This window comes from Clostridium sp. CCUG 7971 (assembly GCF_017590215.1).
GTDB lineage: Bacteria > Bacillota > Clostridia > Peptostreptococcales > Peptostreptococcaceae > Faecalimicrobium.
The window spans coordinates 1-19,901 of the sequence record NZ_JAFFPK010000068.1 but is presented as its reverse complement, the minus strand read 5'-3'; the positions used below and the strand labels follow the sequence as shown (position 1 = coordinate 19,901).

The 19,901-nt window shown below is 33.7% G+C and carries 35 protein-coding genes, 1 rRNA gene and 1 pseudogene; all 37 read left to right on the top strand.

Annotated features, from left to right (window positions below):
- Window positions 1-121: 50S ribosomal protein L4 (rplD, locus tag JWF52_RS09975; protein WP_208333417.1), on the top strand; the 121-nt coding region annotated here is incomplete at its 5' end.
- Complete coding sequence (gene rplW / locus JWF52_RS09970; RefSeq protein ID WP_353654914.1) at window positions 118-411, top strand: 50S ribosomal protein L23; 294 nt, start codon at window positions 118-120, stop codon at window positions 409-411. The genes rplD and rplW, both read left to right, overlap by 4 nt.
- Window positions 412-442: 31 nt before the next feature.
- Window positions 443-1,273, top strand: a complete 831-nt coding sequence (gene rplB / locus JWF52_RS09965; protein WP_208333412.1) for a 50S ribosomal protein L2 — start codon at window positions 443-445, stop codon at window positions 1,271-1,273.
- A gap of 35 nt (window positions 1,274-1,308) precedes the next feature.
- Entirely contained in the window at window positions 1,309-1,590 is a 282-nt protein-coding gene (rpsS, locus tag JWF52_RS09960) for a 30S ribosomal protein S19 (protein ID WP_042278249.1), read from the top strand.
- 31 nt (window positions 1,591-1,621) lie between these two features.
- Complete coding sequence (gene rplV, locus JWF52_RS09955) at window positions 1,622-1,957, top strand: 50S ribosomal protein L22 (protein WP_208333411.1); 336 nt, start codon at window positions 1,622-1,624, stop codon at window positions 1,955-1,957.
- Window positions 1,958-1,979: 22 nt separating this feature from the next.
- Window positions 1,980-2,639 (top strand): annotated as a pseudogene (rpsC, locus tag JWF52_RS09950) (30S ribosomal protein S3); the annotation flags it as partial.
- A gap of 243 nt (window positions 2,640-2,882) precedes the next feature.
- Window positions 2,883-3,314, top strand: a complete 432-nt coding sequence (gene rplP, locus JWF52_RS09945; protein WP_208333409.1) for a 50S ribosomal protein L16 — start codon at window positions 2,883-2,885, stop codon at window positions 3,312-3,314.
- Between the two features lies 1 nt (window position 3,315).
- A complete protein-coding gene (gene rpmC, locus JWF52_RS09940) occupies window positions 3,316-3,519 on the top strand; it encodes a 50S ribosomal protein L29 (protein ID WP_208333408.1) in 204 nt (67 codons plus the stop codon).
- Window positions 3,520-3,541: 22 nt separating this feature from the next.
- Window positions 3,542-3,796, top strand: coding sequence for a 30S ribosomal protein S17 (rpsQ, locus tag JWF52_RS09935; RefSeq protein WP_208333407.1), 255 nt, complete (start codon window positions 3,542-3,544; stop codon window positions 3,794-3,796).
- Between the two features lie 27 nt (window positions 3,797-3,823).
- Window positions 3,824-4,192 (top strand): 50S ribosomal protein L14, encoded by a 369-nt coding sequence (gene rplN / locus JWF52_RS09930; protein ID WP_042278261.1) that lies wholly within the window; start codon window positions 3,824-3,826, stop codon window positions 4,190-4,192.
- Window positions 4,193-4,214: 22 nt separating this feature from the next.
- Window positions 4,215-4,520 carry a 50S ribosomal protein L24 gene (gene rplX / locus JWF52_RS09925; protein WP_208333416.1) on the top strand — a complete coding sequence of 102 codons (306 nt, stop codon included), beginning with the start codon at window positions 4,215-4,217 and terminating at the stop codon, window positions 4,518-4,520.
- Between the two features lie 25 nt (window positions 4,521-4,545).
- Complete coding sequence (gene rplE, locus JWF52_RS09920) at window positions 4,546-5,088, top strand: 50S ribosomal protein L5 (protein ID WP_042278262.1); 543 nt, start codon at window positions 4,546-4,548, stop codon at window positions 5,086-5,088.
- Between the two features lie 47 nt (window positions 5,089-5,135).
- The gene (locus JWF52_RS09915; RefSeq protein WP_021127555.1) at window positions 5,136-5,321 is read left to right on the top strand and encodes a type Z 30S ribosomal protein S14; all 186 of its coding nucleotides are present in this window, start codon (window positions 5,136-5,138) and stop codon (window positions 5,319-5,321) included.
- 33 nt (window positions 5,322-5,354) lie between these two features.
- On the top strand, window positions 5,355-5,753 hold the full coding sequence (gene rpsH, locus JWF52_RS09910) for a 30S ribosomal protein S8 (RefSeq protein ID WP_208333406.1): 399 nt from the start codon (window positions 5,355-5,357) through the stop codon (window positions 5,751-5,753).
- A gap of 30 nt (window positions 5,754-5,783) precedes the next feature.
- Complete coding sequence (gene rplF, locus JWF52_RS09905; RefSeq protein WP_208333405.1) at window positions 5,784-6,326, top strand: 50S ribosomal protein L6; 543 nt, start codon at window positions 5,784-5,786, stop codon at window positions 6,324-6,326.
- 34 nt (window positions 6,327-6,360) lie between these two features.
- Complete coding sequence (gene rplR, locus JWF52_RS09900; protein ID WP_042278269.1) at window positions 6,361-6,729, top strand: 50S ribosomal protein L18; 369 nt, start codon at window positions 6,361-6,363, stop codon at window positions 6,727-6,729.
- Between the two features lie 27 nt (window positions 6,730-6,756).
- Window positions 6,757-7,266 carry a 30S ribosomal protein S5 gene (gene rpsE, locus JWF52_RS09895; RefSeq protein WP_042278271.1) on the top strand — a complete coding sequence of 170 codons (510 nt, stop codon included), beginning with the start codon at window positions 6,757-6,759 and terminating at the stop codon, window positions 7,264-7,266.
- Window positions 7,267-7,280: 14 nt separating this feature from the next.
- Window positions 7,281-7,466: a 50S ribosomal protein L30 gene (gene rpmD, locus JWF52_RS09890; protein ID WP_026899695.1), complete on the top strand. Its 186-nt coding sequence runs from the start codon at window positions 7,281-7,283 to the stop codon at window positions 7,464-7,466.
- A 35-nt stretch (window positions 7,467-7,501) separates the two neighbouring features.
- On the top strand, window positions 7,502-7,945 hold the full coding sequence (gene rplO / locus JWF52_RS09885; RefSeq protein WP_042278274.1) for a 50S ribosomal protein L15: 444 nt from the start codon (window positions 7,502-7,504) through the stop codon (window positions 7,943-7,945).
- Window positions 7,946-7,988: 43 nt separating this feature from the next.
- Window positions 7,989-9,257, top strand: a complete 1,269-nt coding sequence (gene secY / locus JWF52_RS09880; protein ID WP_208333404.1) for a preprotein translocase subunit SecY — start codon at window positions 7,989-7,991, stop codon at window positions 9,255-9,257.
- 15 nt (window positions 9,258-9,272) lie between these two features.
- Window positions 9,273-9,923, top strand: a complete 651-nt coding sequence (locus tag JWF52_RS09875) for an adenylate kinase (protein ID WP_208333403.1) — start codon at window positions 9,273-9,275, stop codon at window positions 9,921-9,923.
- Window positions 9,923-10,669: a type I methionyl aminopeptidase gene (map, locus tag JWF52_RS09870; protein ID WP_208333402.1), complete on the top strand. Its 747-nt coding sequence runs from the start codon at window positions 9,923-9,925 to the stop codon at window positions 10,667-10,669. The genes JWF52_RS09875 and map overlap by 1 nt, the downstream gene beginning before the upstream one ends.
- 79 nt (window positions 10,670-10,748) lie before the next feature.
- Entirely contained in the window at window positions 10,749-10,967 is a 219-nt protein-coding gene (infA, locus tag JWF52_RS09865; RefSeq protein ID WP_085283662.1) for a translation initiation factor IF-1, read from the top strand.
- A 33-nt stretch (window positions 10,968-11,000) separates the two neighbouring features.
- The gene (gene rpmJ / locus JWF52_RS09860; protein WP_002509257.1) at window positions 11,001-11,114 is read left to right on the top strand and encodes a 50S ribosomal protein L36; all 114 of its coding nucleotides are present in this window, start codon (window positions 11,001-11,003) and stop codon (window positions 11,112-11,114) included.
- Window positions 11,115-11,262: 148 nt separating this feature from the next.
- Window positions 11,263-11,634, top strand: a complete 372-nt coding sequence (rpsM, locus tag JWF52_RS09855) for a 30S ribosomal protein S13 (protein ID WP_208333401.1) — start codon at window positions 11,263-11,265, stop codon at window positions 11,632-11,634.
- A gap of 23 nt (window positions 11,635-11,657) precedes the next feature.
- The gene (gene rpsK / locus JWF52_RS09850) at window positions 11,658-12,056 is read left to right on the top strand and encodes a 30S ribosomal protein S11 (protein WP_042278289.1); all 399 of its coding nucleotides are present in this window, start codon (window positions 11,658-11,660) and stop codon (window positions 12,054-12,056) included.
- A gap of 34 nt (window positions 12,057-12,090) precedes the next feature.
- On the top strand, window positions 12,091-12,714 hold the full coding sequence (gene rpsD, locus JWF52_RS09845) for a 30S ribosomal protein S4 (protein ID WP_042278291.1): 624 nt from the start codon (window positions 12,091-12,093) through the stop codon (window positions 12,712-12,714).
- Window positions 12,715-12,788: 74 nt separating this feature from the next.
- The gene (locus tag JWF52_RS09840; RefSeq protein ID WP_042278293.1) at window positions 12,789-13,736 is read left to right on the top strand and encodes a DNA-directed RNA polymerase subunit alpha; all 948 of its coding nucleotides are present in this window, start codon (window positions 12,789-12,791) and stop codon (window positions 13,734-13,736) included.
- A 19-nt stretch (window positions 13,737-13,755) separates the two neighbouring features.
- Window positions 13,756-14,097, top strand: a complete 342-nt coding sequence (gene rplQ / locus JWF52_RS09835; RefSeq protein ID WP_208333400.1) for a 50S ribosomal protein L17 — start codon at window positions 13,756-13,758, stop codon at window positions 14,095-14,097.
- A gap of 241 nt (window positions 14,098-14,338) precedes the next feature.
- Entirely contained in the window at window positions 14,339-15,142 is an 804-nt protein-coding gene (locus JWF52_RS09830) for an energy-coupling factor transporter ATPase (protein ID WP_208333415.1), read from the top strand.
- Window positions 15,130-15,996: an energy-coupling factor transporter ATPase gene (locus JWF52_RS09825; protein WP_208333399.1), complete on the top strand. Its 867-nt coding sequence runs from the start codon at window positions 15,130-15,132 to the stop codon at window positions 15,994-15,996. Before JWF52_RS09830 ends, JWF52_RS09825 begins: the two co-directional genes overlap by 13 nt.
- Window positions 15,990-16,787: an energy-coupling factor transporter transmembrane component T family protein gene (locus JWF52_RS09820; protein WP_208333398.1), complete on the top strand. Its 798-nt coding sequence runs from the start codon at window positions 15,990-15,992 to the stop codon at window positions 16,785-16,787. Before JWF52_RS09825 ends, JWF52_RS09820 begins: the two co-directional genes overlap by 7 nt.
- Before the next feature lie 11 nt (window positions 16,788-16,798).
- Entirely contained in the window at window positions 16,799-17,530 is a 732-nt protein-coding gene (truA, locus tag JWF52_RS09815) for a tRNA pseudouridine(38-40) synthase TruA (protein WP_208333397.1), read from the top strand.
- Between the two features lie 120 nt (window positions 17,531-17,650).
- Window positions 17,651-18,082, top strand: a complete 432-nt coding sequence (rplM, locus tag JWF52_RS09810; protein WP_208333396.1) for a 50S ribosomal protein L13 — start codon at window positions 17,651-17,653, stop codon at window positions 18,080-18,082.
- 27 nt (window positions 18,083-18,109) lie between these two features.
- Window positions 18,110-18,502 (top strand): 30S ribosomal protein S9, encoded by a 393-nt coding sequence (gene rpsI / locus JWF52_RS09805; protein WP_208333395.1) that lies wholly within the window; start codon window positions 18,110-18,112, stop codon window positions 18,500-18,502.
- A 78-nt stretch (window positions 18,503-18,580) separates the two neighbouring features.
- A complete protein-coding gene (gene cwlD, locus JWF52_RS09800) occupies window positions 18,581-19,300 on the top strand; it encodes an N-acetylmuramoyl-L-alanine amidase CwlD (protein WP_353654913.1) in 720 nt (239 codons plus the stop codon).
- A 253-nt stretch (window positions 19,301-19,553) separates the two neighbouring features.
- Window positions 19,554-19,901: ribosomal RNA gene (locus tag JWF52_RS09795) — 16S ribosomal RNA — on the top strand; the annotation flags it as partial.

Genomic DNA, 19,901 nt, shown 5'->3' with positions numbered 1-19,901 from the left:
AAACTTAGAAGGTGTTCAAGCTGCTACAGTTAACACTATAAATGTTTACGATATATTAAAGTATGATTCATTCATAATAACTACAGACGCTGTTAAAAAAGTGGAGGAGGTGTACGCATAATGACTAATCCACATGATATAATATTAAAGCCAGTTGTAACTGAGCAAAGTATGGCCGAGATGGTTGAAAAGAAATACACTTTTGTTGTTGCTAAAGGCGCAAACAAAACTGAAATAAAGAAAGCTGTAGAAGCTATATTCGCAGTTAATGTAGAAAAAGTAAATACATTAAACTACGATGGAAAAGTTAAAAGAATGGGTAAACATGAAGGAAGAACTGCAAGCTTTAAAAAAGCAGTAGTAAAATTAGCTGCTGATAGTAAAGAAATAGAATTCTTCCAAGGAATGTAATTAACCCTAGCAAACGAAGGAGGGAAAACAGATGGCTATAAAAAAGTTTAAACCAACTTCTCCTGCCTTAAGACAAATGACAGTTTTAATTTCTGATGAAATAACTTGTAATGAACCAGAAAGATCTCTTTTAGTTTCACTAAAGAAGAACGCTGGTAGAAATGCACAAGGTAAAATAACTGTTCGTCACAGAGGTGGAGGAAACAGAAGAAAATATAGAATAATAGATTTCAAGAGAAATAAAGACGGAGTACCAGCAAAAGTTGCTACTATCGAATACGATCCAAACAGAACAGCTAACATAGCTTTATTACACTATGCAGATGGTGAAAAGAGATATATATTAGCTCCAGTTGGATTACAAGTTGGAACTACAATATTATCAGGACCAACAGCTGACATAAAGCCAGGAAATGCTTTAGCATTAAAGGATATGCCAGTAGGTACTGTTGTTCACAACATAGAATTAAAGCCAGGAAAAGGTGCTCAGTTAGTTAGATCTGCTGGAGTTTCTGCTCAATTAATGGCTAAAGAAGGAAAGAAAGCTTTATTAAGATTACCATCAGGGGAAATGAGATTTGTAAGCATAGATTGCAAAGCTACTATAGGACAAGTTGGTAATATAGAACACGGTAACGTTGTTATAGGTAAAGCAGGTAGAAAAAGACATATGGGTATAAGACCTACTGTAAGAGGATCTGTAATGAACCCTTGTGACCATCCACACGGTGGTGGGGAAGGTAGAACTTCAATAGGTAGACCTTCACCAGTTACTCCATGGGGTAAACCAGCACTTGGATACAAAACTAGAAAGAAAAATAAAGCTTCTGATAAGTTAATAGTATCAAGAAGAACTAAGTAATAGATTTACTTTTTGCTCGGAAAGGAGGAAATTAAATGTCAAGATCAACTAAAAAAGGACCTTTCGTCCATGCGAGACTTTTAAAGAAGATAGAAGCTATGAACGCTAGCGGAAACAGAGAAGTTATAAAGACTTGGTCAAGAACTTCAACTGTATTCCCTCAAATGGTAGAACATACTATAGCTGTTCATGATGGAAGAAGACATGTGCCTGTTTTCATAACAGAAGACATGGTTGGACACAAATTAGGTGAGTTCGTTCCTACAAGAACTTTCAAAGGACATAAGGACGACGAAAAATCTAATAAAAGAAAATAATAATTTCTGACTAAGGAAGGAGGAATAGCAAATGGAAGCAAAAGCTACTGCTAAATATGTACGTGTATCATCAAGAAAAGCAGGACAAATCTGTGACCTTGTTAGAGGAAAGAATGTTAATGAAGCATTAGCAATATTAAAGTTCACTCCAAGAGGAGCGGCTTCAATAATAGCTAAAGTTGTTAAATCTGCTAAAGCAAACGCTGAAAACAACCATGAAATGGATGTTGAAAATTTATATATAGCATCAGTAGTTGCAAACCAAGGGCCAACAATGAAGAGATTCATGCCTAGAGCTATGGGACGTGCAACAATGATAAGAAAAAGAACTTCTCACATAGAGGTTGTTTTAAAGGAAAAAAAATAATTAGTAGATAGGAGGGAAAATAATGGGTCAAAAGGTTAATCCACACGGACTAAGAGTCGGTGTTATAAAAGATTGGGACTCAAGATGGTTCGCAACTGATAAAAAAGAATTCGGAAACTTATTATTAGAAGACCATAATGTTCGTAAATTCTTAAAGAAAAGATTATATTCTGCTGGTGTAGCAAATATAGAAATAGAAAGATCAGCAAACAAGCTTAAATTAGACTTACACGTTGCTAAGCCAGGTGTAGTTATAGGAAGAGCTGGTGCAGGAATAGATGCATTAAAAGCTGAATTAGAAAAAATGACTAAGAAAACTGTTATAGTTAACATAGTTGAAGTTAGAAACCCAGATAAAAATGCTCAATTAGTAGCAGAAAATATAGCATTAGCTATAGAAAGAAGGGTTGCTTTCAGAAGAGCTATGAAGCAAGCTATACAAAGAGCTATGAAGTCAGGTGTTAAAGGGATAAAAGTTTCTGCATCAGGAAGATTAGGTGGAGCAGAAATGGCTAGAACTGAAGGATACAGCGAAGGAAATGTACCTTTACAAACACTTAGAGCTGATATAGAATATGGTTTCGCTGAAGCTGATACTACTTACGGAAAGACTGGTATCAAGGTTTGGATATGCAACGGTGAAGTTTTACCAACTAGAAACGGTGTAAATCCAAGAGAAGAAAGAAGAAACGATAGAAGAGACAATAAGAGAAACGATAGAAGAGACAATAGAAGAAACGATAGAAGAGGAAATGATAACAGAAGAAACGATAGAGGACAAAGACCTCAAGGTTCTCAAGGATCAAGACCTCAAGGATCAAGACCTCAAGGTGCTCAAGGATCTAGACCACAAGGATCAAGACCTCAAAACACTCAAAACAGAGGAAACTAATATTAGTAAGGTTTAAGGAAGGAGGAAATACTCATGTTAATGCCAAAAAGAGTAAAGCGTCGTAGAGTTCATAGAGGAAGTATGGCTGGTACAGCTCAAAAAGGTAACAAAGTTACTTACGGAGAGTTCGGATTAGTTTCATTAGAAGCTTCTTGGATAACTTCTAATCAAATAGAAGCTGCCAGAATCGCGATGACTAGATATATAAAAAGAGGCGGGAAGGTTTGGATAAAAATATTCCCTCATAAGCCTGTAACAAGAAAACCAGCTGAAACTCGTATGGGTGCTGGGAAAGGTTCTCCAGAATACTGGGTAGCTGTAGTTAAGCCAGGAAGAGTTATGTTCGAATTAGCAGGTGTTCCTGAAGATAAAGCAAGAGAAGCAATGAGACTTGCGATGCACAAACTTCCAGTTAAGTGTAAGTTTGTAAAACGTGAAGATTTAGAAGTAAAGGGTGGTGAATAGGATGCAAGCTAAAGAATTAAGAGATTTAACAGGCGAAGAGCTAATGAGTAAATTAAATGACTTCAAAAGTGAATTATTTAGCTTAAGATTCCAATTAGCTACTGGTCAATTAGAAAATACAGCAAGAATAAAGTTCGTTAAAAAGGATATAGCTAGAGTTAAAACTATCCTTGCTGAAAGAAAGTTAAACGAAACTAGAGCTTAATTTGGAAAGGAGGCTTTTAAACATGGAAAGAGGAAGAAGAAAAGTTAGAATAGGCCGTGTTGTAAGTGACAAAATGGATAAAACTATAGTTGTTGCTGTTGAAGATTTCGTACGTCACCCATTATATAATAAGCCAGTTAAGAGAACTGCTAAGTTCAAGGCTCATGATGAGCAAAACGTATGTAACATCGGAGACAAAGTTAAAATAATGGAAACTAGACCTCTATCAAAAGATAAGAGATTCAGACTAGTAGAAGTTGTAGAGAAAGTTAAGTAGTTTTTTTGGAAAAGGAGGGATTACGATATGGTACAACAAGAGACACGTTTAAGAGTTGCTGATAACTCAGGAGCCAAAGAGATACTATGTATACGTGTACTAGGCGGAAGTAAAAGAAGATATGGTAACATAGGCGACGTTATAGTTGCTACTGTTAAAAGTGCAACACCTGGTGGAGTTGTAAAAAAAGGTAAAGTTGTTAAAGCTGTTATAGTGAGAACTAAGCAAGGCATGAGACGTAAAGACGGAAGTTATATATCTTTCGACGAGAATGCTGCAGTTATAATAAAAGACGATAAGACTCCAGTAGGAACTCGTATATTCGGGCCTGTTGCTAGAGAGTTAAGAGACAATGAATTCATGAAGATAGTTTCTCTTGCTCCAGAAGTACTATAATAAGGAGGTGCAATAGGACATGATGCGTGTTAAAAAAGGTGACACTGTTGTAGTTATAGCAGGAAAAGATAAAGGTAAAAAAGGTTCAGTTGTTAAAGTAATGCCTAAAGCTAACAGAGTAATAGTTGAAGGTGTAAACGTAATAACTAAGCACCAAAAGCCAAGTGCTATAAATCCACAAGGTGGAATAATAAACAAAGAAGCCCCAATTCATATATCTAACATAATGCCTCTTGATCCTGAATCAGGAAAAGGGACAAGAGTTAGATTCGAAATGAAAGACGGGAAAAAAGTTAGAGTATCAGCTAAGAGCGGAAAAGAAATATAATATAGCTTGAAAGGAGGGACCTTAAATGGCTTCTAGATTACAAGAAAAATACATGAAAGAAGTTGCTCCTGCTTTAATGGAGAAATTTGGATATAAAAACGTTATGGAAATACCTAAGTTAGACAAAATAGTTATAAACATGGGTATGGGTGACGCTAGAGAAAATCCAAAAGGATTAGAAAAAGCTGTTGAAGAGATGGAAATGATCTCTGGACAAAAACCAGTTACAACTAAAGCTAGAAAATCTGTTGCAAACTTCAAATTAAGAGAAGGAATGCCAATAGGAGCAAAAGTTACTTTAAGAGCTGACAAAATGTTCTACTTCATGGACAAGTTAGTATCTGTATCTTTACCAAGAGTTAGAGACTTCAGAGGAGTTAACGCTAACGCATTCGATGGTAGAGGAAACTATGCTTTAGGTATAAAAGAACAATTAATATTCCCTGAAATAGAATACGATAAGGTAGATAAAGTAAGAGGAATGGATATAATATTCGTTACGACTGCAAAGACTGACGAAGAAGCGCGTGAATTATTAAAATTATTAGGAATGCCGTTTTCTAAGTAAGCTTAGAAAAGGCCATTTTCTAAGCTAAAACGAAGGAGGGATTCCAAGTGGCTAGAAAAGCGATGGTTGTTAAACAACAAAAGAAGCAAAAGTACGCTACTAGAGAATACACTAGATGTACTATATGTGGTAGACCACATTCAGTTTTAAGAAAATTTGGTATATGCCGTATATGCTTTAGAGAATTAGCGTACAAAGGTCAAATACCTGGTGTTAGAAAAGCAAGCTGGTAAAAGCTTGATTAAAATGGAAGGAGGGTTTTCAATATGACAATGACAGATCCAATAGCAGATATGTTAACTCGTATAAGAAATGCTAACGTTGTTAAGCATGAAACTGTTGATGTTCCTGCTTCTAATATGAAGAAAGAATTAGCTAGAATCTTATTAGAAGAAGGTTTCATAAAAGGTTACGATGTTATAGAAGATGGAAAGCAAGGAATAATAAGAATGCAATTAAAGTACGGACAAGCTGGCGAAAGAGTTATATCAGGATTAAAGAGAATATCTAAACCTGGTATGAGAGTTTACGCTGCTAACCAAGAAATACCAAAGGTATTAAATGGTTTAGGTATATCAATAATATCTACTTCTAAAGGGATAATAACTGATAGACAAGCAAGAAAAGAAAATGTTGGTGGAGAAGTAATCTGCTACGTTTGGTAATATAAGCGAACAATGTAAGGAGGTGCAACTATGTCAAGAATAGGTGTTAAGCCAATAACTGTACCAGCAGGTGTTGAAGTGACTATAGCTGAAGGAAATGTAGTTACAGTAAAAGGACCTAAAGGAACTTTAACTAAGCAATTTGATGGTGCATTAACTATAAAGCAAGAAGAAAATACTATAACTGTTGAAAGACCTACTAACAACAAGCAACACAGATCTTTACACGGATTAACTAGAACTTTATTAGATAATATGGTTGTAGGTGTTACTAACGGTTTCGAAAAGAAATTAGAATTAATAGGTGTTGGATACAGAGCTCAAAAGCAAGGAAAGAAATTAGTTATGAACTTAGGGTTCTCTCATCCAGTAGAAATGGAAGATCCAGAAGGAATAACTGTTGAAGCTCCTAACCAAACTGAGTTAATAGTTAAAGGTATCGATAAGCAATTAGTAGGAAACTACGCTGCTAAGATAAGAGACTGGAGAAAGCCAGAGCCATACAAAGGTAAAGGTATAAGATACGCTGGTGAAGTAGTAAGACGTAAAGAAGGTAAAACTGGTAAGAAATAATACCAAACATAACCGCTAGAAAGGAGTGAGCCTGATGATAAAAAAAGCTGATAAAAATGCTAATAGACTTCAAAGACATAAGAGAGTTCGTAGAAAAATAGCTGGAACTACTCAAAGACCAAGATTATGTATATTTAGAAGTGCTAATAATATATACGCTCAAATAATAGATGATACTAACAGAGTAACTCTTGCAGCTGCATCTTCATTAGACGCAGAAGTAAAAGGATCTGTTAATCATACAGGAAACAAAGAAGCAGCTAGAAAAGTTGGAGAAATGATCGCTAAGAAAGCTGTAGAAAAAGGAATCACTGAAGTTGTATTTGACAGAGGTGGATACTTATATCACGGTAGAGTTCAAGAGTTAGCTGAAGGTGCTAGAGAAGCTGGACTTAAGTTCTAATTAAAAGTAAGAAGGAGGGAAATGCACATGTTACGTCGTAAGCCAATAGATGCAAGACAACTTGACTTAAAAGAAAAAGTTGTTGAAGTAAGACGTGTTACTAAAGTTGTAAAAGGTGGTAGAAACTTCAGATTTGCAGCGTTAGTAGTAGTTGGAGATGAAAACGGATACGTTGGTGTAGGTACTGGTAAAGCAATGGAAGTACCAGATGCTATCAAAAAAGCTGTAGAAGATGCTAAGAAGAATCTTATACACGTACCAATGGTTGGTACAACAATTCCTCACGAAGTAAACGGACACTTCGGAGCTGGAAAGATATTAATAATGCCTGCTAAGCAAGGTACAGGAGTTATAGCTGGAGGACCTGCTAGAGCGGTACTTGAGTTAGCTGGATTAACAGACGTTAGAGCTAAATCTTTAGGATCTAACAACCCAAGAAATATGGTAAATGCTACAATAGAAGGACTTAACTCTCTAAAAACAGTTGAAGATATAGCTAAACTTAGAGGTAAAAAAGTTGAAGAACTTCTAGGGTAAGGAGGTAGTGAAAAATGGCTAAATTACAAATAAAGTTAGTTAGAAGTACAATAGGAACTACTCCTAACCAAAGAAAGAACGTAGAAGCGTTAGGATTAAGAAAAAGAGAACAAGTAGTTGTTAAAGAAGATAATGCCCAAACAAGAGGGATGATAAATAAAGTTAAGCATTTAGTACAAGTTACTGAAATAGCTGAGTAATATTTTGATTGAAGTACGATAAGGAGGTGCAATCCATGAAGTTACATGAGTTAAAACCTGCTAAAGGTGCAGTAAAAGCTAAGAGAAGATTAGGTAGAGGTACTGCAACTGGACAAGGTAAGACTGCAGGACGTGGACAAAAGGGACAATGGTCTCGTTCAGGTGGTGGAGTTAGAATAGGATTTGAAGGTGGACAAATGCCACTTGCTAGAAGACTTCCTAAGAGAGGTTTCTCTAATCCAAATAAAAAAGTATTTACAGAAGTTAACGTTGAATTATTAAATAGATTTGAAAACGGAGCAGAAATAACTGCAGAAGTTTTAAAAGCTACTGGTGCTATAAGCAAAATAGAAAAAGATGGCGTTAAGATCTTAGGCGAAGGAAACTTAGAAAAGGCTGTAACAGTTAAAGTTGCTAAGTTCACTGCTTCAGCTAAAGAAAAAATAGAAAAAGCTGGAGGAAAAGCAGAATTAGTTTAATCTAATCTGCTCTCTGAGCCATTTACAGGCGGGGTGAGTTAACGTGTTAGCACAGTTAAAGCAAGCTTGGAAACTTAAAGATGTAAGAAGAAAAATATTATATACTTTGATGATGATTATAGTATTTAGAATAGGTGCAAGTATACCTGTTCCCGGAGTAAATACAGATTATATTAAGGCAATGGTAGGCGATAATAGTCTACTTTCCTTATATAATATGTTTACAGGAGGAGCGTTTAGTAACTTCACACTGTTTGCTCTAGGAATAGGACCATCTATAACGGCATCTATTATAATACAACTTCTAACTATAGGTTTTGAAAGTTTAGAAGAACTTCAAAAGTCTGGTGAAGAAGGAAAGAAAAAAATTAATAAATATACTAAATATATTGCATTAGTATTAGCCTTTGTGCAAGCAACTGCAATAACATTAGGAATTGTAAAAAATGCCTTGATATCAAAGAGTGCATTCTTTGTTATTACAGTTATCTTAACATTAGTATCAGCGAGTATGATGTTAATGTGGATAGGAGACAAAATTACTGAAAAAGGATTAGGTAATGGAGGATCTGTTATAATATTCATTGGTATTATCTCAGGTATACCAAAAGATGTTATAGCAACTGTTCAAAAGGTTCAAAGTGGGGACATACAAATATGGGCAGCTGTTCTGTTAGCAGTAGTAATACTAATAACAATAGCGGCGGTTACATATATACAAGAAGCCACTAGAAAAATCCCAGTGCAATATGCTAAAAGAGTTGTTGGAAGAAAAATGTATGGAGGACAAAGTTCTCATATACCAATGAAAGTAAACCAATCAGGAGTTATACCAGTAATTTTTGCTAGTTCACTTTTAGCTTTCCCTCAAACGATAGCTATGTTTATGGGTGCAGATGCTCAAAGTTTTGTTCAAACTTACTTAAGTCCGGTAAGCTCACCGGGAGTTTGGATATATAGATCTCTTGAAGTTCTGCTGATAGTATTCTTCTCTTATTTCTACACAACTGTATCATTTAATACAGAAGATATAGCAAATAATATGAAAAATAATGGTGGATTTATCCCAGGTATAAGACCGGGTCAACCTACAATTGATTATTTAAATAGGATATTATCAAGATTAACTCTAGCTGGAGCGTTATTCCTAGCTTCAATAGTAATGGTATCAGCGATTATTATGTTCTTTATGAAACTTAATATATCATTAGTTGGTACATCTCTATTAATAGTTGTTGGTGTAGCACTAGAACTTAAGAGACAGTTAGAATCAAATTTAGTTATGAGAAGCTACCAAGGTTTCTTAAAATAAATTGGAGATGATAATATGAGAATAATATTACTTGGACCTCCTGGTGCAGGAAAAGGCACACAAGCAGCAGGAATAGTAGAAAAATACGATATACCTCATATATCAACAGGAGATATATTCAGAAAGAATATAAAAGAAGGAACAGAGCTTGGAAAGAAAGCTAAAGGATACATAGATCAAGGATTATTAGTTCCAGATGAATTAACTGTAGGTTTAGTTACAGACAGAGTAACTCAAGATGACTGTAAAAATGGATTTATGTTAGATGGATTCCCAAGAAATGTTGCTCAAGCTGAACATTTAGATACGTTTTTAAAAGAAGCTGGTATAGAATTAGACAAGGTAGTTAATATCGAAGTTGATAAAAATATATTAGTTGGCAGAGCTGTAGGAAGAAGAATATGTAAATCTTGCGGTGCTACGTATCATGTTGAGTTTAATGCTCCTAAAGAAGAAGGTATATGTAATGTATGCCAAGGAGAATTATACCAAAGAGCAGATGATACTGAAGAAACTGTATCTAAAAGAATACAAGTGTATTTAGATGAAACAAAACCATTAGTTGATTATTATAGTTCTCAAGGTATAATAGCTAACATAAATGGTCAACAATCTATAGATAAGGTATTTGAAGATATAGTAATTGCTCTAGGATGTGAAAAATAATGATTATTTTGAAATCCAAAAAAGAAATAGAACTTATGAGGGAAGCTGGCAAGATTGTCGCTGAAACTCATGAGATATTAAAAGCAGCTATTACTCCGGGAATATCTACTTTAGAGTTAGATAAAATGGCTGAAGAGAATATAAGAAAATATAATGCTACCCCTTCTTTTAAAGGATACGGTGGTTTTCTAGGTTCTATATGTGCTTCTATAAACGAAGAAGTAGTACATGGAATACCAAGTAAAAAGATATTAAAAGAAGGCGACATTATAAGTTTAGATATAGGAGCCTATTATAAAGGATATCATTCAGACTCTGCGAAAACTCATGGAGTAGGGATAATATCTGAAGAGGATAGGAAATTAATAGAAGTAACAAAAGGAAGCTTCTATGAAGGCATAAAATTTGCTAAACTAGGATATAGATTATCTGATATCTCACACGCAGTACAAGCACACGTTGAGAAACATGGTTTCTCAGTAGTTAGGGACTTAGTAGGCCATGGAGTTGGCTCAGAACTTCATGAAGATCCTCAAATACCTAATTATGGACCACCAGGTAAAGGACCAAGACTTCAAGAAGGAATGGTTTTAGCTATAGAACCTATGGTTAACGCTGGTAAATACCACGTTAAAACATTAAGGGATGGGTGGACTATTGTTACTATTGATAACAAAAAATCAGCTCATTATGAGCATACGATAGCTATTACTGAAGACGAACCGATAATATTATCAAGTCTTTAGTCTTGATAGATAGGTATAAATAATGCTATCTAAGTTAAATTTAACGATTTAACTTATGAAATGGAGGTTTGGTTAGTTAATGGCCAAAAAAGATGTTATAGAATTTGAAGGTACAGTTATTGAAAACTTACCTAATGCTATGTTTAAAGTAAAATTAGAAAATGGACATGAGGTATTATGTCATTTATCTGGAAAGCTGAGAATGAACTTCATAAGAATTCTTGAAGGTGATAAGGTGAATGTTGAGCTTTCTCCATATGATCTTACAAGAGGAAGAATCACTTGGCGTAAGAAGTAGACTATTTAATATTAGTCTAAGGAGGGATTAACAATGAAAGTAAGACCATCAGTAAAACCAATATGCGAAAAATGCAAAGTAATAAAAAGAAAAGGTAAAGTAATGGTTATCTGCGAAAATCCAAAGCATAAGCAAAAGCAAGGATAATAAATTATTACTAGCAATTTATTGATTAATATAGTATAATATTATATTGTGATGTTAACCAAAACGTTCGAAATACTGGAAATTTTGTGGTATTATAATATAATATGGATATTTAAACACTAAAAACTAAGTGTAGGAGGTGCGAATAATGGCAAGAATAGCTGGGGTAGATTTACCTAGAGAAAAAAGAGCGGAAATAGCTTTAACTTATATATATGGTATAGGGAAAGCAACTTCTAATGAAATATTAGCTAAGGCTGAGATAAATGCTGATACAAGAATAAAAGATTTATCAGAAGAGCAAGTTAACGACTTAAGAAAGATAATAGATAGTGATTTCTTAGTTGAAGGTGATTTAAGAAGAGAAATCGCTTTAAACATAAAGAGATTAAGAGATATAAAATGTTACAGAGGTATGAGACATGCTAAAGGTCTTCCACTAAGAGGACAAAGAACTAAGACTAATGCTAGAACTAGAAAAGGTCCTAGAAAAACTGTATCTCGTAAGAAAAAGAAATAATAATTAGATAGGAGGGAAAATCAATGGCTAAACCAAAAAAGAAAGTTACACGTGTAAGAAGAAGAGAGCGTAAAAACATAGAACGTGGTCAGGCTCATATACAATCAACTTTCAATAACACAATAATAACTTTAACTGATGTTCATGGAAATGCTATATCAGCTGCTTCTTCAGGACAATTAGGATTCAAAGGGTCAAAGAAAGCTACTCCTTTTGCATCTCAAATGGCTGCAGAAACTGCTGCTAAGGCTGCTATGGAACACGGTTTAAAAACTGTAGAAGTATTCGTAAAGGGTCCTGGTTCAGGAAGAGAAGCTGCTATAAGAGCTTTACAAGCAACTGGATTAGAAGTAACTATGATAAAAGACGTAACTCCAATTCCTCACAACGGATGTAGACCACCAAAGAGAAGAAGAGTGTAATTATATAAACAAGTAAATTAGGAGGTGTAAAGACATGGCAAGATACACAGGTGCATCATGCAGACAGTGTCGTAGAGAAGGAATGAAATTATTCCTTAAAGGTGACAGATGTTATACTGATAAATGTGCTATAGTTAAGAGAAACTATGCTCCAGGACAACATGGACAAGGAAGAAAGAAAGTTTCTAACTATGGATTACAATTAAGAGAAAAGCAAAAGGTTAAGAGGATATATGGAGTTTTAGAAACTCAATTTAGAAATTTATACGAGCGTGCTGAAAAAATGGCTGGTATAACTGGGGAAAACTTATTAAGTTTATTAGAAAGAAGATTAGACAACGTTGTTTACAGAATGGGATTAGCTTCATCTAGAAAAGAAGCTAGACAATTAGTAGGACACGGTCACTTCTTATTAAACGGACATAAGACTGATATAGCTTCTGTAACAGTTAAACCTGGTGATGTTATAACAGTTAAAGAAAGATCAAAGTCATCTGCTAAATTCAAAGCTTTAGTAGAAGCTAACTCAAGAATAGCTCCTAAATGGTTAGAAGCTAACTTAGAAGAAATGACAGTTAAAGTTGTTGCTATTCCATCAAGAGAAGATATAGATCTTGAAATAGCAGAACACTTAATCATAGAGCTTTACTCTAAGTAATAAGCATATTTTAAAATTTATTTTGAAATTGTTTACCCTCAGTGGATTAATAAATTTGAAGGAGGGTTTTGTCCATGATAGAAATAGAAAAACCAAAAGTAGATATAATCGAACTTAGCGAAGACTATAGATATGGAAAGTTTGTCATAGAACCTCTTGAAAGAGGCTATGGTATAACTATAGGTAATGCTTTAAGAAGAATATTATTATCATCTTTACCAGGTGTTGCAGTTAACTCTATAAAAATAGATGGAGTTCTTCATGAATTCTCAACTGTACCTGGAGTTAAAGAAGATGTTACTGAAATGATATTAGCATTAAAAGAGCTTTCAGCTACTATAGATGGTGAAGGAAGTAGAACACTTAAAATAGATGCTCAAGGACCATGCACTATCACAGGGGCAGACATAATATGCCCTTCAGATGTTGAAATATTAAGCAAGGATTTAAAGATAGCTACGCTAGATGATAATGCTAAGTTTAATATGGAAATATATGTAGATAAAGGTAGAGGATATGTTTCAGCTGAAGAAAACAAGACAGAGCATATGCCTATAGGTGTTTTACCTGTAGATTCAATATATACTCCTGTTGAAAAAGTGAGCTACCATGTTGAAAATACAAGAGTAGGTCAAAAGACAGATTATGATAAATTAGTACTTGATGTTTGGACTAATGGAAGTATAAATCCTCAAGAAGGAATATCTCTTGCAGCTAAAGTACTAGTTGAACATTTAAATCTATTCATAGACTTAACAGAGCATGTAAGCAATGTTGAGATAATGGTAGAAAAAGAAGAAGATCAAAAAGAAAAAGTTCTTGAAATGACAATAGAAGAATTAGATTTATCAGTTAGATCTTACAACTGTTTAAAGAGAGCGGGAATAAATACAGTTGAAGAATTAGCTAATAAGTCTGAAGATGATATGATGAAGGTTAGAAATCTAGGGAAGAAATCTTTAGAGGAAGTAATCCAAAAGTTAGAAGAACTTGGACTAGGTCTTAAACCAAGCGAAGAATAGTGAGTGAAGGAGGGATAGTATGGCTACTTACCGTAAATTAGGACGTGAGACTTCTCACAGAAACCTTATGTTAAGAAACTTAGTAACTGACTTACTAAGAAGTGGAAGAATAGAAACTACAGTAACTAGAGCAAAAGAAACTCGTAGAATGGCTGAAAAGATGATAACTCTTGGTAAAAGAGGAGATCTTCACGCTAGAAGACAAGTTTTAGCATATGTTATGGATGAAACTGTAGTAAACAACTTATTCACTGATATAGCTCCAAAATATGCTGAGAGAAATGGTGGATACACTAGAATAATCAAAAAAGGACCAAGAAAAGGCGACGCTGCTGAAATGGCTTTTATAGAATTAGTATAGTACGAGAAGGATTAGGCTTAATAGCTTAGTCCTTTTTTGTTTATATAAAAATAACTTGTGATATATAAATATTAATTTGATGTAAGTTTTTTTATTTATGATTAAATTTGTAATGTATTGTATATAATACCATTGCCAATTTTTACTTAAACTATGATATAATACTACTTAAAATGATTTTTTAATACTACTTACGAAAAGGAGTATAGTGAATGAACAGTATAGTTAAGGTAAATAACTTATCATTGAATATATAACAGATGAAGAAAAACTTAAAGCTATAGATAATTTAAATTTAGAGGTAAAAAAAGGTGAATTTGTGGCAATAATAGGACATAATGGATCGGGTAAATCAACTTTATCTAAAAACCTAAATGCTATTTTAATGCCTAGTGAGGGAAGTATACTTATAGATGGCTTAGATACTAAAGAAGAAGATAATTTATGGTCTATAAGACAAACTGCAGGTATGGTATTTCAAAACCCAGACAATCAAATAGTTGCAACTGTAGTAGAAGAAGATGTAGCCTTTGGTCCGGAGAACTTAGGAATAGAACCTAACGAAATAAGAAACAGAGTAGAAGAATCTCTTAAAAGTGTTGGAATGTATGAGTTAAAAGATAGACAACCACATTTACTATCAGGTGGACAAAAGCAAAGAGTAGCTATAGCGGGTATAATAGCAATGAAACCTAAATGCATTATATTTGATGAAGCAACGGCAATGCTTGATCCATCTGGAAGAAAAGAGGTTATGAAAACAATAAAAAGACTCAATAAACAAGAAAATATAACGACACTACATATAACTCACTTTATGGAAGAAGCAGTAGAGGCAGATAGAGTTATAGTAATGGAAAAAGGTAAAAAAATACTTGAAGGTACTCCACGTGAGGTATTTAGCAATATAGATATGCTAAGAAGTATAGGGCTAGATGTACCTTGTATGACTGAACTATCTAGTTTGTTAAGACAAGAAGGTTTAGATGTTGATAGTGATATATTAACTGTGGATGAGATGGTGATGAAATTATGTCAATTATAGTAAAAAATTTAACTTATATATATGATGAAGGAATGCCTTTTGCAAGTAAAGCATTAGATAATATTACACTTGAAATAAAAGATAGAGATTTTGTTGGTCTTATAGGTCATACTGGATCTGGTAAATCTACATTAATACAACACTTGAATGGATTGATAAAACCCTCATCAGGAGAAATTTATATAAATGATTTTAATATTACTAATCCAAAACTAAACTTGACAGAGATAAGGAAAAGAGTTGGAGTAGTATTTCAATATCCAGAATATCAATTATTTGAAGAAACAATAGAAAAGGACATAGCTTTTGGACCTTCTAATTTAGAATTAGAGCAACCTGAAATAGATAAAAGAGTAAAAGAATCTATGGAAGCTGTAGGATTAAATTATGAGGAGTTTAGAAGTAAATCTCCATTTGAATTATCAGGTGGTCAAAAGCGTAGGGTGGCTATTGCTGGTGTTATAGCAATGAAACCAGAAGTTCTTATATTAGATGAGCCAACAGCAGGTTTAGATCCAGGTGGAAGAGATGAAATATTTGAACTTATAAAAAAGCTTCATAGAGAGAATAATATGACAATAATATTATCATCACATAGTATGGATGATATGGCTAAATTAGCTAAAACTATAATTGTCATGAATAAGGGCAATGTTGAATTTATGGGGACTCCTAGAGAAGTTTTTAACTCTAATACGGATAGATTAAAAGAAATAGGATTAGATATACCTCAAGTTTTAGAACTTGCTTTTAAATTAAGAGAACAAGGTTTTGATATAAGAGAAGATATATTAACAATAGAAGAAGCCAAAGAAGAAATATTAAAAATTATGAGAGGAAGAAAAAAATGTTAAAAGATATAACTATAGGACAATATTATCCTACTAATTCGTCTATTCACAAATTAGATGCTAGGGTAAAACTTATAGCTACTTTTGTATTTATGATATCTTTATTCATAATAAATAAGTTTTGGCCTTATGCTATAGTTTTATTATCACTAGTATCTGTTATAAATCTATCTAATATACCTGTTAAATATATTGTAAAAGGTATAAAGCCATTAAAATGGATTATACTATTTACATTTGTTATAAATGTATTTTTCTTACCGGGAGATGTTATATGGTCATTTGGATTCATGCGTATAACAAGCCAAGGGTTAGAGCAAGCTATATTTATGGCTATAAGGCTTATACTACTAGTTGTAGGAACATCAATACTAACATTAACAACATCTCCTATTGAGCTTACAGATGGTATAGAAAGGCTATTAAATCCATTTAAGAAGATAGGATTGCCGGTTCATGAATTAGCTATGATGATGACTATCGCATTAAGATTTATACCTACATTACTAGATGAGACTGATAAAATAATGAAGGCTCAAATGTCTAGAGGAGCTGACTTTGAAAGTAAGAATATAATAAGTAGAGCTAAGAACCTAGTTCCATTATTAGTGCCTTTATTTGTGAGTGCTTTTAGAAGAGCTGATGAACTTGCTATGGCAATGGAAGCTAGGTGTTATAGAGGTGGATATAATAGAACTAAGATGAAAGAGGCTATTATAACTAAATCAGATTATGTAGCTTACTTTGTACAAGTTATATACTTAGGAGCTATTATAGCTACAAGGTTTATTTAAAGAGGTATATAATGAGAAATATAAAGATTACAATACAGTATAATGGTGAAAACTATTGTGGATGGCAAAAGCAACCAGATTCTTTAGGAATACAAGGAAACATAGAAAAAGCCATATACGAAATAACTAAAGAAGAAGTTAAAATTACAGGTTCAGGAAGAACCGATGCAGGAGTGCATGCATTAGGCCAGGTAGCTAACTTTAAGATAGAGTCAAGCATACCTGTAGAAAAGATACCAAATGCATTAAATGCTAAGCTGCCTAAAGACATATCTATAATTGCCTGTAGCGAGGTAGAGGATGAGTTTCATTCCAGGTATTGTGCTAAAGGAAAAAGATATAGGTATTTAATATATAATCAATTATATAGGAGTCCTATATACAAGGATACATCATACCATGTTAAGTATGACCTTGATTTTGAAAGAATGTGTGAAGAAGCTAAACATTTAATAGGAGAACATGACTTTAAAGGGTTTATGAGCTCTGGATCGTCTGTAAAGGATACTGTAAGGACTATATATGATATTACTTTAGAACGACATGAAGATTTAATTACTCTAGAGATAGAAGGTAATGGATTTTTATACAATATGGTAAGAATAATAGTAGGAACACTAGTAGATATCGGCAGAGGAAGGATAAATGAAAGTTTAGCAGATATAATTAACTACAGGAGTAGAGGTAAGGCTGGTCACAAAGCACCAGCACACGGATTATTTCTTAAAAAAGTTGATTATTAGCTTGACACACCAGGGGGCATGTATTAAAATAAGTTAGAGTGTGTTAATAAGTCCACTTGCCCCGGACTTGACATAAACGGTAAAATTTTTTATATGAAAAAAAGTTAAGGAGGGACAACTATGAAGAGTTATATAGCTAAGCCAGCTGATGTACAAAGAAAATGGTACATCGTTGATGCTGAAGGAAAAACATTAGGTCGTTTAGCAACTGAAATAGCGACAGTACTAAGAGGGAAGCACAAGGTTACTTTCACACCTCACGTAGATGGTGGAGATTTCGTTGTTGTTGTAAATGCAGAGAAGGTAGTTTTAACAGGAAAGAAATTAGATCAAAAATTATACAGATACCACACAGGTTATGTAGGTGGATTAAAGGAAATAACTTACAGAGAAATGATGGAAAAGAAACCAGAAGAAGTTGTATCTCACGCAGTAAGCGGTATGTTATGTAAGAACAAATTAAGAAGTAGAATGATGACTAGATTAAGAGTATTTGCAGGAGCTAACCATGATCATGCAGCTCAAAATCCAGAAGTTTTAAACTTTAAATAATAATTACGGGTGAAAGGAGGAGTTATCATGGCTAACGTTCAATATTACGGAACTGGAAGAAGAAAGCATTCTGTTGCTAGAGTAAGATTAGTTGCAGGTGAAGGAAATATAGTAGTAAATGGAAAAGAAGTTGGAGAATACTTCAACTACGAAACTTTAATAAGAGATGTTAAGCAACCATTAGTTTTAACTAACAATGAAACTAAGTACGATGTTATAGTAAAAGTTGAAGGTGGAGGATTCACTGGACAAGCTGGAGCTATAAGACATGGTATATCTAGAGCTTTATTAAAAGCTGATTTAGATTTAAGACCAGCTTTAAAAGCTGAAGGATTCTTAACTAGAGATGCTAGAATGAAGGAAAGAAAGAAATACGGATTAAAGGCAGCAAGAAGAGCTCCACAATTCTCAAAGAGATAATTTTATATTATTTATGTTTGTACAAAGACTTTGGAATATTCCAAAGTCTTTTTTAATATAAATATACAGGGTGATATTGTGAGAAACTATATGAAACATACAGTCTTTGGTGCTATAGCATTATTACTAATGATAGTAGCCATATTTGAAATAAAAAATGTATCAGAGAATGTCATGGAATATATGCCTGTAACCAATAAAACTATAATACTAGATGCAGGTCATGGGGGTATAGATCCGGGAAAATTAAGTAATGATAAAGAGATACAAGAAAAAGATGTAAACTTAGCTATTACCCTTAAGCTTAGAGAACTGTTAGAATCAAGTGGTGCTCTTGTAATACTTACTAGGGAAGATGATAGTAGTTTATATACTGAAGATGGTAATAAGACAATAAGACAAAAGTATAATGAAAATTTAAAAAACAGAAAAAAGATAATAAAGGAATCAAATGCAGATATGTTTGTATCAATTCATTCAAATGCATTTACAGAATCTAAATATTATGGAGCTCAAACTTTTTATCCTGCTGGAAAAGAGGACTCTGTAAATTTATCAAAATACATACAGCAAGAACTTAAAAGAGTGGTAGATAAAACAAATAATAGAGAGATAAAACCAAGCGAAGATATATATGTATTAAAAGAAAATGAAATACCTTCAGCTTTAATAGAATGTGGTTTTTTATCTAATGACAAAGAAGCTAAACTTTTAGTAGATGAAAAATATCAAGAAAAGATAGCTTGGTCAATATATGTAGGTATTCAAAAATATTTTAGTTCAACTATGAATAAATAATAAAAAAATGAAGATAATAGGTTATATCGAGGTAAATAAATTGCTAAGATATAACCTTTTACTCATTAAAATGAAAAATAAGTAAAAAAATGCAAAAAAGTGTTGACTTAAATTGATATACTTGTTATTATAATAAAGTACTCAAGAGGAGTACATAAGAACTTTGAAAATTAAACAGTAGGTTAATTTATAGAATTTGAAACAACCAAACAAAGCCAGATATATAACAGTATCTGAGCCCAAGTCAAAACTTATATTTAAGAGTTTGATCCTGGCTCAGGATGAACGCTGGCGGCGTGCCTAACACATGCAAGTCGAGCGATTTCCTTCGGGAAAGAGCGGCGGACGGGTGAGTAACGCGTGGGTAACCTGCCCTGTACACACGGATAACATACCGAAAGGTATGCTAATACGGGATAACATGAGAGAGTCGCATGGCTTTCTTATCAAAGCTCCGGCGGTACAGGATGGACCCGCGTCTGATTAGCTAGTTGGTAAGGTAACGGCTTACCAAGGCGACGATCAGTAGCCGACCTGAGAGGGTGATCGGCCACATTGGAACTGAGACACGGTCCAAACTCCTACGGGAGGCAGCAGTGGG

Coding starts and splice junctions, on each gene's coding strand:
- rplE (WP_042278262.1), top strand. CDS start 4,546: ATGGCTTCTAGATTACAAGAAAAATACATGAAAGAAGTTGCTCCTGCT.
- rplV (WP_208333411.1), top strand. CDS start 1,622: ATGGAAGCAAAAGCTACTGCTAAATATGTACGTGTATCATCAAGAAAA.
- JWF52_RS09825 (WP_208333399.1), top strand. CDS start 15,130: ATGTCAATTATAGTAAAAAATTTAACTTATATATATGATGAAGGAATG.
- rplF (WP_208333405.1), top strand. CDS start 5,784: ATGTCAAGAATAGGTGTTAAGCCAATAACTGTACCAGCAGGTGTTGAA.
- rplX (WP_208333416.1), top strand. CDS start 4,215: ATGCGTGTTAAAAAAGGTGACACTGTTGTAGTTATAGCAGGAAAAGAT.
- JWF52_RS09875 (WP_208333403.1), top strand. CDS start 9,273: ATGAGAATAATATTACTTGGACCTCCTGGTGCAGGAAAAGGCACACAA.
- rpsD (WP_042278291.1), top strand. CDS start 12,091: ATGGCAAGATACACAGGTGCATCATGCAGACAGTGTCGTAGAGAAGGA.
- rpsH (WP_208333406.1), top strand. CDS start 5,355: ATGACAATGACAGATCCAATAGCAGATATGTTAACTCGTATAAGAAAT.
- rpsM (WP_208333401.1), top strand. CDS start 11,263: ATGGCAAGAATAGCTGGGGTAGATTTACCTAGAGAAAAAAGAGCGGAA.
- rpsE (WP_042278271.1), top strand. CDS start 6,757: ATGTTACGTCGTAAGCCAATAGATGCAAGACAACTTGACTTAAAAGAA.
- rpsI (WP_208333395.1), top strand. CDS start 18,110: ATGGCTAACGTTCAATATTACGGAACTGGAAGAAGAAAGCATTCTGTT.
- rpsK (WP_042278289.1), top strand. CDS start 11,658: ATGGCTAAACCAAAAAAGAAAGTTACACGTGTAAGAAGAAGAGAGCGT.
- JWF52_RS09840 (WP_042278293.1), top strand. CDS start 12,789: ATGATAGAAATAGAAAAACCAAAAGTAGATATAATCGAACTTAGCGAA.
- rplR (WP_042278269.1), top strand. CDS start 6,361: ATGATAAAAAAAGCTGATAAAAATGCTAATAGACTTCAAAGACATAAG.
- JWF52_RS09820 (WP_208333398.1), top strand. CDS start 15,990: ATGTTAAAAGATATAACTATAGGACAATATTATCCTACTAATTCGTCT.
- rpsS (WP_042278249.1), top strand. CDS start 1,309: ATGTCAAGATCAACTAAAAAAGGACCTTTCGTCCATGCGAGACTTTTA.
- infA (WP_085283662.1), top strand. CDS start 10,749: ATGGCCAAAAAAGATGTTATAGAATTTGAAGGTACAGTTATTGAAAAC.
- rpmJ (WP_002509257.1), top strand. CDS start 11,001: ATGAAAGTAAGACCATCAGTAAAACCAATATGCGAAAAATGCAAAGTA.
- rplQ (WP_208333400.1), top strand. CDS start 13,756: ATGGCTACTTACCGTAAATTAGGACGTGAGACTTCTCACAGAAACCTT.
- rplB (WP_208333412.1), top strand. CDS start 443: ATGGCTATAAAAAAGTTTAAACCAACTTCTCCTGCCTTAAGACAAATG.
- map (WP_208333402.1), top strand. CDS start 9,923: ATGATTATTTTGAAATCCAAAAAAGAAATAGAACTTATGAGGGAAGCT.
- rpmC (WP_208333408.1), top strand. CDS start 3,316: ATGCAAGCTAAAGAATTAAGAGATTTAACAGGCGAAGAGCTAATGAGT.
- rpsQ (WP_208333407.1), top strand. CDS start 3,542: ATGGAAAGAGGAAGAAGAAAAGTTAGAATAGGCCGTGTTGTAAGTGAC.
- rplO (WP_042278274.1), top strand. CDS start 7,502: ATGAAGTTACATGAGTTAAAACCTGCTAAAGGTGCAGTAAAAGCTAAG.
- truA (WP_208333397.1), top strand. CDS start 16,799: ATGAGAAATATAAAGATTACAATACAGTATAATGGTGAAAACTATTGT.
- rplM (WP_208333396.1), top strand. CDS start 17,651: ATGAAGAGTTATATAGCTAAGCCAGCTGATGTACAAAGAAAATGGTAC.
- rplN (WP_042278261.1), top strand. CDS start 3,824: ATGGTACAACAAGAGACACGTTTAAGAGTTGCTGATAACTCAGGAGCC.
- rpmD (WP_026899695.1), top strand. CDS start 7,281: ATGGCTAAATTACAAATAAAGTTAGTTAGAAGTACAATAGGAACTACT.
- rplP (WP_208333409.1), top strand. CDS start 2,883: ATGTTAATGCCAAAAAGAGTAAAGCGTCGTAGAGTTCATAGAGGAAGT.